The organism is Citrobacter sp. Ct235 (assembly GCF_030332305.1).
Taxonomy (GTDB): domain Bacteria; phylum Pseudomonadota; class Gammaproteobacteria; order Enterobacterales; family Enterobacteriaceae; genus Citrobacter_A; species Citrobacter_A telavivensis.
This window is the reverse complement of the sequence record NZ_JAOWIC010000049.1, coordinates 1,048,216-1,062,755: the sequence shown is the minus strand read 5'-3', so window position 1 is coordinate 1,062,755 and position 14,540 is coordinate 1,048,216. Positions and strand designations below refer to the sequence as shown.

The 14,540-nt window shown below is 54.1% G+C and carries 14 protein-coding genes; 5 read left to right on the top strand and 9 right to left on the bottom strand.

Features of this window, described 5'->3' with window-relative positions; translation table 11 throughout:
* The first annotated feature begins 215 nt into the window (after positions 1-215).
* Both ftsI2 and rlmA read left to right on the top strand, forming a co-directional pair.
* The gene (ftsI2, locus tag OGY35_RS22140) at positions 216-1,961 is read left to right on the top strand and encodes a peptidoglycan DD-transpeptidase FtsI2/PBP3(PARA) (protein ID WP_286633464.1); all 1,746 of its coding nucleotides are present in this window, start codon (positions 216-218) and stop codon (positions 1,959-1,961) included.
* A gap of 63 nt (positions 1,962-2,024) precedes the next feature.
* The gene (rlmA, locus tag OGY35_RS22135; protein WP_286633463.1) at positions 2,025-2,834 is read left to right on the top strand and encodes a 23S rRNA (guanine(745)-N(1))-methyltransferase; all 810 of its coding nucleotides are present in this window, start codon (positions 2,025-2,027) and stop codon (positions 2,832-2,834) included.
* Here rlmA and mntP read toward each other — a convergent pair.
* The 5 genes from mntP to manX form a co-directional block, all read right to left on the bottom strand.
* Entirely contained in the window at positions 2,831-3,397 is a 567-nt protein-coding gene (gene mntP, locus OGY35_RS22130) for a manganese efflux pump MntP (protein ID WP_061077791.1), read from the bottom strand. The two genes, rlmA and mntP, sit on opposite strands and share 4 nt — an antisense overlap.
* A 418-nt stretch (positions 3,398-3,815) precedes the next feature.
* Positions 3,816-4,274, bottom strand: coding sequence for a DUF986 family protein (locus OGY35_RS22125; RefSeq protein WP_286633462.1), 459 nt, complete (start codon positions 4,272-4,274; stop codon positions 3,816-3,818).
* A 63-nt stretch (positions 4,275-4,337) separates the two neighbouring features.
* Complete coding sequence (locus OGY35_RS22120) at positions 4,338-5,189, bottom strand: PTS mannose transporter subunit IID (RefSeq protein WP_042318485.1); 852 nt, start codon at positions 5,187-5,189, stop codon at positions 4,338-4,340.
* 12 nt (positions 5,190-5,201) lie between these two features.
* On the bottom strand, positions 5,202-6,002 hold the full coding sequence (locus OGY35_RS22115; RefSeq protein WP_042318487.1) for a PTS mannose/fructose/sorbose transporter subunit IIC: 801 nt from the start codon (positions 6,000-6,002) through the stop codon (positions 5,202-5,204).
* 60 nt (positions 6,003-6,062) lie between these two features.
* On the bottom strand, positions 6,063-7,031 hold the full coding sequence (gene manX / locus OGY35_RS22110) for a PTS mannose transporter subunit IIAB (RefSeq protein WP_044264749.1): 969 nt from the start codon (positions 7,029-7,031) through the stop codon (positions 6,063-6,065).
* A gap of 149 nt (positions 7,032-7,180) precedes the next feature.
* Here manX and OGY35_RS24615 point away from each other — a divergent pair, with 149 nt between their 5' ends.
* Both OGY35_RS24615 and yoaE read left to right on the top strand, forming a co-directional pair.
* Complete coding sequence (locus OGY35_RS24615; protein WP_502872717.1) at positions 7,181-7,486, top strand: protein YoaL; 306 nt, start codon at positions 7,181-7,183, stop codon at positions 7,484-7,486.
* Complete coding sequence (gene yoaE / locus OGY35_RS22105) at positions 7,474-9,033, top strand: CNNM family cation transport protein YoaE (protein WP_152404170.1); 1,560 nt, start codon at positions 7,474-7,476, stop codon at positions 9,031-9,033. Before OGY35_RS24615 ends, yoaE begins: the two co-directional genes overlap by 13 nt.
* A gap of 6 nt (positions 9,034-9,039) precedes the next feature.
* On the opposite strand, the gene pdeD is transcribed toward yoaE, so the two are convergent.
* The 4 genes from pdeD to pabB all read right to left on the bottom strand — a co-directional run bounded on the left by pdeD (position 9,040) and on the right by pabB (position 14,281).
* Entirely contained in the window at positions 9,040-10,638 is a 1,599-nt protein-coding gene (gene pdeD / locus OGY35_RS22100) for a cyclic di-3',5'-guanosine monophosphate phosphodiesterase PdeD (RefSeq protein ID WP_286633461.1), read from the bottom strand.
* 149 nt (positions 10,639-10,787) lie between these two features.
* Positions 10,788-12,152: an L-serine ammonia-lyase gene (gene sdaA / locus OGY35_RS22095; protein WP_152404173.1), complete on the bottom strand. Its 1,365-nt coding sequence runs from the start codon at positions 12,150-12,152 to the stop codon at positions 10,788-10,790.
* Positions 12,153-12,337: 185 nt separating this feature from the next.
* Entirely contained in the window at positions 12,338-12,916 is a 579-nt protein-coding gene (locus tag OGY35_RS22090; protein WP_152404175.1) for a CoA pyrophosphatase, read from the bottom strand.
* A gap of 3 nt (positions 12,917-12,919) precedes the next feature.
* Positions 12,920-14,281: an aminodeoxychorismate synthase component 1 gene (gene pabB, locus OGY35_RS22085; RefSeq protein WP_286633460.1), complete on the bottom strand. Its 1,362-nt coding sequence runs from the start codon at positions 14,279-14,281 to the stop codon at positions 12,920-12,922.
* A gap of 73 nt (positions 14,282-14,354) precedes the next feature.
* On the opposite strand from pabB, the gene OGY35_RS22080 reads away from it, so the two are divergent.
* Positions 14,355-14,537: a YoaH family protein gene (locus tag OGY35_RS22080; RefSeq protein WP_286633459.1), complete on the top strand. Its 183-nt coding sequence runs from the start codon at positions 14,355-14,357 to the stop codon at positions 14,535-14,537.
* Positions 14,538-14,540: the final 3 nt, after the last annotated feature.

Below are 14,540 nucleotides of genomic sequence, written 5' to 3'. Positions count from 1 at the left end.
ACCACTGATTTGAAGCGCGTCTGCGCATCAACCTCAGATTTAAAGCCTCGCTGATGCGGGGCTTTTTCATGCATCTTCCTTCAAAGTATGTCTGAATACCTTCTTCGTTAGCGCTTTGTTGCAAAGCCGTGATGTTATTAGCATAGTTTTCCCCGCTTTCCCGCCGTTATTCCCGTTAAATCAGTCACCTGAATATCATGTTTGCCGGAGAACAGGTGAAAAAGAAAAGTGATGGTACGGCGCGAAGTTTCACACCGCTACGCTTTGCACTACTTTGTATAGCCATATTGCTGAGTCTGGGAGTGCTATTGGGACGCGTCGCATGGTTGCAGATTGTTGAACCCGATTCCCTGGTCAGGCAAGAAGATATGCGCTCGTTGCGCGAAGTTACCACGGCATCGCCGCGCGGAATGATTACTGACCGGCAGGGACGGCCACTGGCGGTGAGCGTACCGGTGAATGCGGTCTGGGCTGACCCGCAAATCTTGTTGAGTAAAGGCGGCGTTGGCGTCAACGAACGCTGGCAGGCGCTGGCGAATACGCTGCATCTCTCGCTCACAACGCTGGCGGCGCGCGTTAACCACGATCCGTCGGCTCGGTTTATCTACCTTGCGCGTCAGGTCTCTCCTCAACAGGCGAAGTGGATAGAGAGACTGAATTTGCCCGGGATCAACTTGCGTGAAGAATCCCGGCGGTTTTACCCGGCAGGACATGTCGCGGCGAATCTGATTGGTTTTACCAACATTGACGGGCAGGGCATTGAAGGCATTGAGAAAAGCTTTAACGCACAGTTAATGGGTAAGCCGGGTTCCCGTCTGGTCCGCAAGGATAAATTCGGCCATGTGATTGAAAACATCACGGAAGTCAATCCTGTACCGGCTCATGAACTTCAGCTTAGCATCGATGAGCGACTGCAGACGGTTACCGAAGATGCGCTGGACAATGCGGTTAGCTGGAATAAAGCAGAATCCGGAGCCGCCGTGCTGGTGAACATTGCCACCGGTGAGATTCTGGCGATGGCCAGTTTTCCCGATTTTAACCCGAACAACCGGGACGGTGCGGGGCTGGACGATTTTCGCAATCGAGCGATTAGCGATACCTTCGAACCGGGATCGACGGTGAAACCGCTGGTCATCATGACGGCGCTTGAGCAGAGGATTGTGCAGCCTGACAGCGTAATCGATACCCATCCATTTTTTCTCGACGGGCATCGCATTCGCGACGTGGGTTTTTATCCGGAACTGACGCTGACCGGTATTTTGCAAAAATCGAGTGACACCGGAGTATCGCATCTCTCGCTGGCGATGCCCATTCAGCATTTAGTGGATACATATCAGCGTTTTGGCTTTGGTCAGCCCACGGGACTGGGACTCACCGGGGAGAGTCAGGGGCTGATGCCACAGCGTCACTACTGGAGCGATTTGGATCGTGCAACATTTGCCTTTGGCTACGGTCTGATGGTGACACCGCTTCAACTGGCGCACGTCTATGCCACGATTGGCAGTTTTGGCCTTTACCGACCGCTCTCCATCACGCGTATCGATCCGCCGGTCATCGGCAAACGCGTGATGTCCGAAGCGTTGGTCAGACAGGTAGAACATATGATGGAAAGTGTTGCTCTGCCGGGTGGCGGCGGGACGAAGGCGGCGGTTCGGGATTATCGCGTGGCGGTTAAAACCGGGACTGCGAAGAAAATCGGTGATGACGGTAAATACGTGGATAAATATGTGGCCTACACCGCAGGCGTGGCGCCAGCCAGCAGCCCGAAGTTTGCACTGGTGGTGGTGATTAACGATCCGCAGAACGGCGCCTATTACGGCGGTGCCGTATCGGCACCCGTTTTTAGCCAGATCATGGGCGATGTGTTGCGACTGGAAAACGTCAAACCGGATGGAATGCCCGCCGACTCCAGTCATCTGCTGGTAATGCAGGGCAATCCGCAGACATTCCCTGTGCGCTAAGTGATTCTCCCAGGGCGTAAATCGCGTTACACTTGCGCCCTGAATTCACCTGCCGGAGTTGTTATGTCGTTTTCCTGCCCCCTTTGTCACCTGCCTCTCGTGCACGTCAATAACAGTTTTATCTGTCCGCAGCGGCATCAGTTTGATGTGGCAAAAGAGGGATATGTCAACCTGTTGCCGGTGCAGCATAAGCGCTCGCGCGATCCGGGTGACAGTGCGGAGATGATGCAGGCGCGGCGTGCGTTTCTTGATGCCGGACACTATCAGCCGCTGCGGGACGCCATCGTTGAACAACTTTCCACGCGCCTCGACGCGTCGGCGGCCTCGATTCTTGATATCGGTTGTGGTGAAGGGTATTACACTCACGCCTTTGCTGATGCGCTGCCTGCGGCGACCACTTATGGACTGGACGTGGCGAAGGTCGCCATCAAAGCGGCGGCCAGGCGCTATCCGCAGGTGAGATTCTGCGTTGCATCGAGTCATCGTCTGCCGTTTGCTGATGCCAGTCAGGACGCGATTGTGCGGATTTACGCGCCGTGTAAAGCAGAAGAGCTGGCGCGTGTGGTCAAGCCGCGCGGATGGGTTTTCACGGCAACGCCGGGACCGCGGCATTTAATGGAGTTGAAAGGGCTGATTTACGATGAGGTCCGACTCCATGCGCCGCATACTGAGCAACTGGAAGGGTTCAACCTGCTGGAAGATATCGCGCTGGCGTACCCGATGAGCCTGAGTGGGAAGGAAGCGGTGGCGCTATTGCAGATGACACCTTTTGCATGGCGGGCGAAGCCAGAGGTTTGGGAACACCTGGCGAGTAGAGAAACGTTTGACTGCCAGACGGATTTTCGTCTTCACCTCTGGCAGCGCGCGGATTAACCGTGAAAGTGCGTCCAGAGGATCTGGACGCCGATACCGATCAGCACCACCCCGCCCAGAATTTCAGCCCGCTTGCCAAGCAGCGGGCCAATGAAACGACCGACCATCATCCCCAGCGTGGACATAATCAACGTGGCGCAGCCGATAGCCAGTGCGGTAGCGATAATGTTGACCTGCAGGAACGCCAGCCCCACGCCGACCGCCATGGCGTCGAGGCTGGTGGCGATGGCGGTAGTGACCAGTAACCAGAAACCGTGACGGCGCAGCGGTTCATCGTCTTCATCATCCGCGCCGCGAAATCCTTCTATAATCATTCGCCCGCCCAGAAAGACCAGCAGAATGAAGGCAATCCAGTGATTCCATTCCAGTACGAATTTGCTGGCTAACATGCCCAGCGCCCAGCCGATCAGCGGCGTCAATGTTTCGACTGCGCCGAAGATCAAACCGGTGCGCAGCGCTTCAGAGAATTTGGGTTTATGCAGGGTGGCGCCTTTGCCAATTGATGCCGCGAAAGCATCCATCGACATGCCGAAAGCGAGAATAATAGTGGCAGTGATATTCATGACAGCGTCCTGACCGGGGTTTCCATAAAACACACCACTGCCCCCAGTAAACATGCACACCTGAACACAGGCGTTCATACAGTATGCATAGCAGTTGATGTGCCTATGGTCTCGCCTGACTGAAAGAGATTTCAGTCCGTACGTGCCACGTTTTGCAACGAGTATGTTGACACGTACATTTCCGGAGTCTGGAAATCGGCTACTCCCCAAATGACGGCGCAACCTTAACATATTTTGAGAATATAAAACAACTGCGGCGAAATATTATTTGACTTCTAATTGAAAACGATTTTCATTTAGATTTATTGGTAGATAGAACGTTAAAATAAATAACATCTTTACGCCTGGGTTATAGCCTTAGCTATGTTTTTAATTACAATTAAATTGCGAACAACAAAGCACAGGCTATGTTTCTAACTCACTGAGAGGAAACGAGAAGTTTATATATCTTTTCCAGGTCGTCGATATTTCGTACGCGAATAAGCAAACGCCTTTGTTCTAATTGCATCACCAGAACACCATCTTCCGATAAATTCATCTCTTTAATGCGGTTATATTCTATCCATACGTTGGCGAAGAAAAATCCACCCTGTTTGAAGAGGATCTTCGGTACCCGGATCCAGAAAATATAAAGCCCCATCAACACCAGTGCACATAATAACCATGTGGTCATGATAGCCCCATGGCTGGTGACATTGTTGTAGATAAGAATCGCGATGAGGCCGATGAAGATGACGCTGTCCACGCGGCTTCGGCGTAGCAGGGGGATGGCAAGCAGAGTCTGGCCATTGCGGCGTGGCATGATGAACTGATCGTAAATAGCGTAAGCCAGCAACGCGGCAATAAAGAAAACCAGCACCAGGTCCGTAATAGTCATTAATCCTTGTTCCTCCAGATAAAAAAAACGGGGCCGTTAAGGCCCCGGTAGTGTACTACAGTCTTACAGACCCAACAGGCCGACCGCATATCCCGCGATACCGATGACGAAGAAGCCAACGATAATCCACAGCGGGTTGACTTTCTTACGCAGCAGCCACATACAGGCGAAGGTAAGCAGCAACGGAACCAGACCCGGCATCAGCTGGTCGAGAATGGTCTGGACGGTGGTAACGCGCGTCTGACCATCCTGACCGGTGATGGTTGAGACCACCAGCGGGATGTTCACGTGCGTCCATTTGTTCACCAACGCCCCCATGACAAACAGGCCGAGGATTGACGCCCCCTCAGTCAGTTTTTGCAGGAAGCCGCCGCCCATATCCTTAACAATATCGACACCTTTGCGGTAACCGTAGGCGACGCCGTAGTAACGGGTCAGCAGACGGACTGCGTTGAACAGAATGAAGAACAGCAGCGGACCCAGCAGGCTGCCGCTCATCGCGATACCCGCACCTAGCGCAGCAAACACCGGACGCACAGTACCCCAGAAAATCGGGTCGCCCACGCCTGCCAGCGGCCCCATCAGACCCACTTTGATACCGTTGATGGCACCATCATCAATCTCTGCGCCGTTAGCACGCTGTTCTTCCATCGCCAGCGTTACGCCGAGAACTGGCGCCGCAACGTACGGGTGGGTGTTAAAGAATTCCAGGTGACGCTTGATGGCTTGCTTACGCGCATCGTTGTTCTCGGGATACAGGCGACGAATAGCCGGTACCATGGAGAAGCAGAAACCCAGCGCCTGCATACGTTCGAAGTTCCATGAACCCTGAAACAGGTTAGAACGAATGAACACGCCACGAATGTCACTCTGTGTGAGTTTTTTCTCAGTGGTAGTTTTAGTCATATCAACCATTTCGCTCACCTGCTAGTCCAGTTCGTTATCGAGGGAGTTGTCACCCGCAGCCTGCGCTGGTGCACCCGCCACGCGGTTATATTTCGGGCTCAGTTGGATGTAGAGGATGGCCATTACCGCACCAATCACACCCAGAGCAACCAGGTTGAAGTTAGTAAATGCGGCAGTCACGAAGCCGAGGTAGAAGAACGGCATCAGATAGCCTGCACGCATCATGTTGATAACCATCGCGTAACCGACCACAACGATCATGCCACCGGCGATGTTCAGACCGCCTGTCACCACTTCCGGAATCGCATTCAACATGCCCTGAACTTCGCTGGTCCCTACGGAAATCGCAACGATAACCGCCGGGATAGCGATACGCATCGCCTGCAGGAACAGGGAAGAGACATGCAGCCAGGAGAGCGCCGTCAGGTTACCGTTTTCCGCCGCTTTATCCGCGGCGTGCTGGAATGCCACGGTGATAGTACGAACGATAATAGTCAGAACCTGGCCTGCTGCGGCCAGCGGAATAGCCAGCGCGATACCGGCACCGATGCTTTGGTGACCCGCGATAACCAGAACGGTAGAGATAATGGACGCCAGTGCGGCATCAGGTGCAACGGCAGCCCCGATGTTCATCCAGCCCAGGGCGATCATTTCCAGGGTACCACCGATGATAATACCGGTTTTCATATCTCCGAGAACGGCACCAATCAGCGTACAGGCCACCAGTGGGCGGTGGAACTGAAATTCATCGAGTACCGACTCCATACCCGCGATACATGCGACGATGAACACCAGCACAATCTGAAGAGTGGTAATCTCCATTGTACTTCTCCTATTGCTATAACAGCCTTAAGTGTGAAAGCTCATTCAATGCCAGGGGGGTTACTTGCCCACTTTGGCAATCAAATCCATCATTTTCAGTTTCTGATCGGTCGACACTTTACGCGCCTCAAGCTCAATACCGCGGGCATTGAGTTTGTTAAAGGCTTCGATGTCTTTTTCATCGACAGAGATGGCGTTGTTGACCTGCGTTTTGCCCTGACGGAAAGCCATACCGCCAATATTAACGGAGGTGATTTTCACGCCACCTTCGACAATGCGCTCAACATCGGTCGGGTTGGTGAACAGCAGCATCACACGTTCGCCAGCATATTTCGGGTTGTTATAAACGCGAATCATCTTGGCAACATCGACCACGTGAGCAGTCACGCCAGGAGGCGCTACCTGCGTCAACAGCGTTTTACGCACGGTGTCTGCGGCCACTTCATCGCTGACAACGATAATACGGGTAACGTTGGTTTCTTTGGTCCAGCGGGTAGCCACCTGACCGTGGATTAAACGGTCATCAATACGGGCAAGACCGATTTGCATATAATCGTTCGGTCCCATCGGTTTTGCCGGGGCCGCGGCTTTGGGGGCTGCTGCAACAGGGGCAGGGGCGGCTTTTTCCACCGGTTTCGCTTTCAGCGCTTTCACGCCTTCGCGACCGGTTTCAACTGCCAACGCCACCAGCTCGTCGAAGCTCGGGTTGTCGTCACGCGCCATCAGCGTTTCGACCAGCATAGGGATGTTCACCCCGGCAATGACTTCATACTGCTCTTTGTCGACGACAATGCGGCTGGCAGCGTTGAATGGACTGCCTCCCCATGTATCGACGAGAAACAGCACGCCGTTACTGGTATCGAGTTTTGCCAACTGAGCGTTGTACTTTTCAATCAGCGTTTCAGCATTCTCGCCGGGCACGAAATCGATCCAGCCGACGTTTTCCTGCTCGCCTAACAGCATTTCTGCTGTCTTGAGTAACTGCTCTGCAGCCCAACCATGTGTGCCTATAACAATAGCAATGGTCACTTGCTACCTCCTTTATTATCGTTAACACATCAACGTGAGAGATGTATTTGAATCGCCGTCCGCAACAGAATCGATTCAGATAAGGGTTACAATGAAAAACATATGATGTCCGCGAATTATTTTAGATATCGAAAAAAATATTTTATGTGATGAAGATCCGTAATTTAGCTTTCGCCAATGAGAAATTTCGTAGAGTAAAATATCTCTGTTACAACTCTTTGCAAAGGAAGGTAAATCTTTGCCAAAAACACGTTGCCTCTGTTATGTTTACGTTATGTTTAACTTACCAGGAGTATAGGGCACTAGCCCGCTGTATGGATCGTCACCGACGTCATTTCACCTTCAGGCCGCATCGCGCCTGCCAGTCTGGCATTTCTTGCCACACGTTTTGTCTGCACCGTGTTTTATCGCCTGTTAACCATTCCTTAAGCAGGAGCTTGTCATGGAATTCTTAATGGACCCCTCGATTTGGGCGGGTTTGCTCACGCTTGTCGTCCTGGAAATTGTCCTGGGTATCGATAACCTGGTCTTCATTGCGATTCTTGCGGATAAGCTGCCGCCAAAGCAGCGTGACAAAGCGCGCCTGATTGGTTTATCCCTGGCGCTCGTGATGCGTCTGGCCTTGCTATCCATTATTTCGTGGATGGTCACGCTGACCCAACCGCTATTCTCCGTCATGGATTTCACCTTCTCCGGTCGCGATCTGATTATGCTGCTGGGGGGGATCTTCCTGTTGTTCAAAGCCACGACGGAACTTCATGAACGGCTGGAAAACCGTGAACATGACTCCGGGCATGGCAAAGGGTATGCCAGCTTCTGGGTCGTTGTGACGCAGATCGTTATTCTGGATGCCGTGTTCTCGCTGGATGCCGTCATTACCGCCGTCGGCATGGTGAACCATCTGCCCGTGATGATGGCAGCGGTGGTGATTGCGATGGCGGTGATGCTGTTGGCATCCAAGCCGCTGACGCGTTTCGTCAACCAACATCCGACGGTGGTAGTGCTCTGCCTGAGCTTCCTGCTGATGATTGGTCTGAGCCTGGTCGCTGAAGGTTTTGGTTTCCATATTCCGAAGGGCTATCTGTACGCCGCGATTGGCTTCTCAATCATTATAGAAGTGTTTAACCAGATTGCGCGTCGCAACTTTATTCGTCATCAGTCAACATTGCCGCTGCGTGCGCGTACGGCTGACGCGATCCTGCGTCTGATGGGCGGAAAGCGTCAGGCTGCGGTCTCGCATGAATCCGAAAGCCAGGCTGCCGTTCCGATCCCGGAAGGGGCATTTGCGGAAGAAGAACGCTATATGATTAACGGCGTTCTGACGCTGGCACAGCGCTCGCTGCGCGGCATCATGACCCCGCGAGGTGAAATTAGCTGGGTGGATGCCAGTCTGAGCGTCGATGAGATCCGCGAACAGTTGCTCTCTTCTCCACACAGTCTGTTCCCGGTGTGTCGTGGTGAACTGGATGAGATAATCGGTATCGTACGGGCGAAAGAGCTGCTGGTGGCGCTGGAAGAGGGTGTCGACGTAGCGGCTATCGCGTCTGCTTCACCGGCCATTGTGGTGCCGGAAACGCTGGATCCTATCAACCTGCTGGGCGTTCTGCGTCGTGCACGCGGTAGCTTTGTTATCGTCACCAACGAGTTTGGCGTGGTACAGGGGCTGGTTACGCCGCTGGATGTCCTCGAAGCCATTGCCGGTGAGTTCCCGGATGCTGATGAAACACCAGAAATTACCGTTGACGGCGATGGCTGGTTAGTCAAAGGCGGTACCGATCTGCATGCTCTGCAACAGGCGCTGGCAGTGGATAATCTGGTCGATGAAGATGAAGACATCGCGACGGTTGCGGGACTGGTGATTGCCGTTAATGGTCATATTCCCCGTACGGGTGATGTGGTTGAGGTTCCTCCGCTGAGCATTACCATTATCGACGCCAATGATTACCGCGTGGATCTGGTGCGAATTGTTAAAGAGCAACCTGCGCATGAAGAAGAGGAGTAATCTTCTCTAACGCAGAGGCACAGCGGGCGTCATGCGTCCGTTATGCCTGGGTGGCGGCGGGTGACTGCCCGCCAGCCACTGCGGAAAGTCGCGCAGCGGCATTGGCTTTGCAAATAAAAATCCCTGCAGCAAATCCACACCGTGACGGCGCAAATGCTGCGCCTGCTCTTGTGTTTCAACCCCTTCCGCGACCAGTTCGATATGCAGACGCTGCCCGAGGGCGATTATGATATCGGTAACCGTCGAGTTAACGGCATCAGTGCCAATGGCGTTGGTAAAGGACTTATCAATTTTCAGAATGTCAGGACGCAACTTTTCCAGCCATGACAGCGAACTGTTGCCGGTACCAAAGTCATCGAGCGCCAGCTTGATGTTTTGCTGTTGCAACTCGCGAACGATCCGATAATCAACGTCCCGTAGCGCATCCCGCTCGGTGAGTTCAATCACCAGTTGCTGAATGGGGTGCTGACTGAACCAGTACTGTTCGAGATCTTTCAGTAATTCACCCTGTTGGAAATGGCTGGCAGCGACATTAATGCCAATATGAAACTGACTGCTCATGGGAAAATAATGACGTTGTCGAATGGTTTCTGCTATCACATAGCGCGTTAGCGGTGCTATCTGGTGATGTTCTTCGGCAATAGGAATAAACACGTCAGGCGAAATCCACCCCTGACGAGGATTATTCCAGCGCAGCAGGATCTCCACCCCCACACACTGTTTAGTCCGCGCGTTCAGTAGCGGCTGGCAAAAAAGCTCAAATTCGCGTTGTGCCAGCGCGAGATTAATCTCCCAGGAAAAGCTCATCCGGTTGGCAGTGGCCAGCCACGCGAGATACCCCACCAGCAGACTGAGCATCAATGCCAGAGGCAGTTGCGCGGGCAGGGCTTTGAGCGCCAGTGCTTCTGCGGCAGGCCCGGTCACGCTAATGGTAAAAGGATAATGTTGCGAGGCGAGTTGATAACGCTGTTCATCTTTGAGCGTGGGCAGAGTCTCCACCACACCGTTCCCGTAAATCAAATGCCGGTTGCCGACCGTCAGGCTGGCTCCGGTAATCAGCGGTTTACGCGGTTCCAGTAGCAAGGTGGTAAGCAGGTCGATATTGACAATTTCCAGTACACCGTCCTTACCGTCGGGAGAAGCCGGGTACCACTGGATGAGAATCGGGCTGCCTTTAATGAGCAACGGGTCGGTGGACAGCAGCAGCTGCGCATTTGCGGTGGGTAGTTCAGGTTGGAGTTGGTGAACCGGGATATTGCGATAGCCAAAGACGCTGGAGCAGTAGAGTATACCGCGCTGGACCAGGGCGATTGCGCGTACCGTTTGCAGTCTGGCGGCCTGTTTGCGCAGTGGAAGATGCGTAACGGAACAGGGAAGACCAATCAGCGGCAACAGAATATCGCGGCCATTTTGCAACGGACGCAGTACTTCATCGAGCGTGGCGACCGCCCGGGAGGCAAAGGTCGCCGTGTGGTGGTGATTTAAATTCCGCTGTGAAATAAATCGGACGCTCAGGGTCAGGATGAGCGTAACAAGCGCACAAAGAGTGCAGAGAATAAAACGATTGCGACGATATTTATTTATGATCCGTTGTGCTGTCTGCATGCGGTCACCTGATAACCGTTAGCCACAAAAGCCAACCGTAACAGAGCAAGTGTAGTGGGGAAATGGCGAACAGACGAGGAAGGGGGCAAATTTCGCCCATCCGTTGCAGATGGGCGAGCGTGAGGTATTAGTGGAGCAGGGTGACTGGTTTAGTCACACTGAACTTTGATTGCCAGACCACCGCGCGAGGTTTCGCGGTATTTGGCATTCATGTCCTTACCGGTTTCGTACATCGTTTCGATGACTTTATCCAGTGAGACGCGCGGCGCGCTGGTACGACGCATCGCCATCCGCGCGGCGTTGATCGCTTTAACAGAGGCAATCGCATTACGTTCAATGCACGGCACCTGTACCTGACCCGCAACCGGATCGCAGGTCAGTCCCAGGTTATGTTCCATGCCAATTTCAGCGGCGACGCACACCTGCTCCGGGCTTGCCCCCAGCAGTTCTGCCAGACCGGCCGCTGCCATTGAACAGGCCACACCGACTTCGCCCTGGCAGCCGACTTCTGCACCTGAAATCGAGGCATTCATTTTATACAACGCGCCAATAGCGCCCGCCGCCAGGAAGTAGCGGGTATAGATATCCGGGCTGACGGATTCAATAAAGTGATCGTAGTAGGCCAGCACGGCTGGCACGATACCGCATGCACCGTTGGTCGGCGCGGTGACCACACGACCGCCCGCCGCGTTCTCTTCGTTGACGGCGAGGGCGAACATATTCACCCAGTCGATCACATTCATCGGGTCGTTAGAGAGCTTATCGCTGGAAACCAGCATCCGACGCAGCGCAGAGGCACGACGCGGGACGCGCAGCGGGCCCGGTAAAACGCCTTCGGTATTCATGCCGCGATCGATACAGGCCTGCATGGTCTGCCAGACGTGACCGAAGTACTCTTCAATCTCTTTCTTGTCGTGTAATGCCAGCTCGTTCTGCATCGCCAGTCCGGAAAGAGAGAGGCCGGTGCTGTTACAGTACTCCAGCAGCTCGGTAGCGGATTTGAACGGATAAGGGACACTCACCTCATTCGCTGCATCCTGACCGAAATGCTCTTCATCGACGATAAAACCGCCGCCGATGGAATAGTAGGTTTTGCTGTAAACGACGGCATCGCCGTTATACGCATGGATCTGCATGCCGTTTTCGTGCAGCGACAGGTTGCTGTTATGAAAACGCATGCCGTCGTTTTGCGGGAAATCTACTTCGTGCTGACCGTGTGCCAGCAGCAGGCGACCGCGCGTCTCAACGTCGTGGATGAAACCAGGGATACTATCAATATCCACGGTGGCGGGCTCATTACCTGCCAGACCCATAATAATGGCGATATCGGTGTGGTGACCTTTACCCGTGAGCGACAGTGAACCATACACGTCAACGGCGACACGAGTAACGCTATCCAGTAATCCTTTTTCGACCAGGTCATCGACGAACTGTTTACCCGCCTTCATAGGCCCTACAGTATGGGAAGATGAGGGACCAATCCCCACCTTAAACATGTCGAATAGACTAATCACGATAATACTCCTGACAGGGTGACTGGAAACTTCCAGAAACGATGTAATAACTGCGCATAGTGTAAGAGGGAACGCGGGGATCGGCTTAACTATTCACATGAATTAAACTAATGGGTAACCGCGTTTTTACTAATGTTGTGACGGGAGCTTCAGGTTGTGTCGTCAGCGCGTAAAGATAAGTATAGTCAGGGCTTCACGCCAATTTGTAGTGCCAGTTCACGAATAATTCCGGCGGTCATGCCCCAGACGAAATAATGCTCATACCATGAAAGCCACACGCGATGCGAATCACCGCGACGCCAGACATCCAGCGGATGATAGCGGCCTAAATGCAGCGCCTGCGCCAGCGGCATTTCAAAGACCGCAGAAACCTCATCTTCGCTGGCACGGTAAGGCAGATTGGGCGGGATAATGCCAACCACCGGCGTGACCTGGAACCCGGTCACGCTGTCGACAGGCGGCAGTACGCCGATCACGTCAACGGCTTCTGGCGGGATCGCCACCTCTTCTTCTGCTTCACGCAGCGCGGCGGCGATGAGCGAGGCATCGGTGCTGTCAACCGCGCCGCCGGGGAAGGCCACCTGACCGGCATGTTTGCGTAAATGCACTGAACGCTGGGTCAACAGCAGTCCCGGCTGTGGCCGGCGAACCACGGGAATGAGCACGGCGGCCTGTCGCAGGTTCAGCGACTCGCGATTAATCTGCGGGCGCAAAAGTTGGAAGCGCGATAAAAAATCATCCAACGTCAGGCTCTTGTTATCCACGTTTTAGTTCTCCAGTTGTTGCAGGATACGATTAACTTTATCAAAGGTTTCCTGATATTCCGCCTGTTCCTCGCTATCAGCCACGATACCGCCACCGGCGGAACAGTACAGTTGACCGGCCACGGCGGTCAGGGTGCGGATGGTAATGCTGGTATCCATATTGCCGCAGACGCTCAGATAACCGATGCTGCCGCACCAGGCGTTGCGCCGATGGGGCTCCAGTTCATCAATAATTTCCATTGCGCGCACCTTTGGCGCCCCGGTAATCGAACCGCCCGGAAACGCGGCGCGGAGCAGGTCGCTGGCATGCCGTGTGGGCGGTAACCGCGCGGTCACGGTACTGACCAGATGATGCACCGCCGGGAAGGGTTCGACCACGAACAACTCCGGTACTTTCACTGAACCGGGTACTGCCACGCGGCCAATGTCGTTACGCATCAGATCGACAATCATTAAATTTTCCGCCCGATCCTTCGGTGAGTTCGCCAGTTTCTGCGCCTGCTCCCGGTCTGCCTCTTCCTGTGGGAGCCGCGGCAGGGTGCCTTTAATCGGGCGAGTCTGAATGTTGCCGTCGGCCAGAAGAATAAACCGTTCTGGCGACAGGCTCAGAATAGCGCCTTCATCCAGGCGTAAAAATGCGCTGAACGGGGCGCGGTTCTCCTGATTCAATCGCTCAAAGGCCAGCCACTCATCACCCTGATAAGTCACTTGAAAACGCTGGGCCAGATTGACCTGATAGCAGTCGCCGCTGCGCAGATACGCCTGTACCTGGCGGAATTTCTCGCCATACTGTTCACGCGTCATATTCGAGCGCCAGTCTGCGGTTAACCTGAACGGCGCACGTACAGGGGATTGCTGGCTTTCGAGCCAGGCGAGTCTTTTCTGGACGTCCGAATGACTGAGCAGGGTCACGGTCTGGCGCTGGTGGTCGACAATGAGTGCCCAGTCGTAGAGGCCGATCGCCATGTCTGCCAGCGTGATATCCTGCCGGGCATGGCTGGGCAGGATTTCGAAGCGGCGTCCCAGATCGTAGCCGAATAACCCCAGCGCGCCGCCCTGGAACGGTAAATCGGCGTTGACCGGCGGCTGGAGGTTCAGCGCAGTCAGCGCGCTTTGCAATACGGCCAGCGGGTCGTCGTGAGTAAGACGACAGCCTTGCGCATCGCAAACCTGTGTGGTCTCGCCGTGCGTCTTCACGGTGCAAACCGGATCGGCCACCACGATGTCAAAGCGGCTATGCGGGTGATCCGCGTGACCGGAATGCAGCAGCATCGCCCACGGCAGATGGCTTATTGGCGCGAAATAATGTTCGGCGGCGTCCTGGCGCCAGGGGAGCGTGATAATAGCGGGAGATAACGTCTTCATTGATCCTGACTGTACTGGCTATGTTCCGGGTGGCATGAAATAATTAGCGCTGACAATTTAGCAGGAGTTAACGATGTTTGCAGGTTTACCTTCACTCAGTCATGAGCAGCAACAGAAAGCGGTTGAGCGTATTCAGGAGCTCATGTCGCAGGGAATGAGCAGCGGCGAGGCGATTATGTTAGTGGCAGAAGAACTGCGCGCCACTCATACCGGCGAGCGGATTGTGGCGCGTTTTGAAGATGAAGAAGATGAGTAACCC

Bases quoted from the DNA above. Each gene is read 5' to 3' on its own strand.
- pabB (WP_286633460.1), bottom strand. From the start codon at position 14,281: ATGAAGACGTTATCTCCCGCTATTATCACGCTCCCCTGGCGCCAGGAC.
- OGY35_RS22125 (WP_286633462.1), bottom strand. From the start codon at position 4,274: ATGACTATTACGGACCTGGTGCTGGTTTTCTTTATTGCCGCGTTGCTG.
- OGY35_RS22080 (WP_286633459.1), top strand. From the start codon at position 14,355: ATGTTTGCAGGTTTACCTTCACTCAGTCATGAGCAGCAACAGAAAGCG.
- yoaE (WP_152404170.1), top strand. From the start codon at position 7,474: ATGGAATTCTTAATGGACCCCTCGATTTGGGCGGGTTTGCTCACGCTT.
- OGY35_RS24615 (WP_502872717.1), top strand. From the start codon at position 7,181: ATGAAGATCCGTAATTTAGCTTTCGCCAATGAGAAATTTCGTAGAGTA.
- pdeD (WP_286633461.1), bottom strand. From the start codon at position 10,638: ATGCAGACAGCACAACGGATCATAAATAAATATCGTCGCAATCGTTTT.
- OGY35_RS22120 (WP_042318485.1), bottom strand. From the start codon at position 5,189: ATGGTTGATATGACTAAAACTACCACTGAGAAAAAACTCACACAGAGT.
- OGY35_RS22115 (WP_042318487.1), bottom strand. From the start codon at position 6,002: ATGGAGATTACCACTCTTCAGATTGTGCTGGTGTTCATCGTCGCATGT.
- rlmA (WP_286633463.1), top strand. From the start codon at position 2,025: ATGTCGTTTTCCTGCCCCCTTTGTCACCTGCCTCTCGTGCACGTCAAT.
- mntP (WP_061077791.1), bottom strand. From the start codon at position 3,397: ATGAATATCACTGCCACTATTATTCTCGCTTTCGGCATGTCGATGGAT.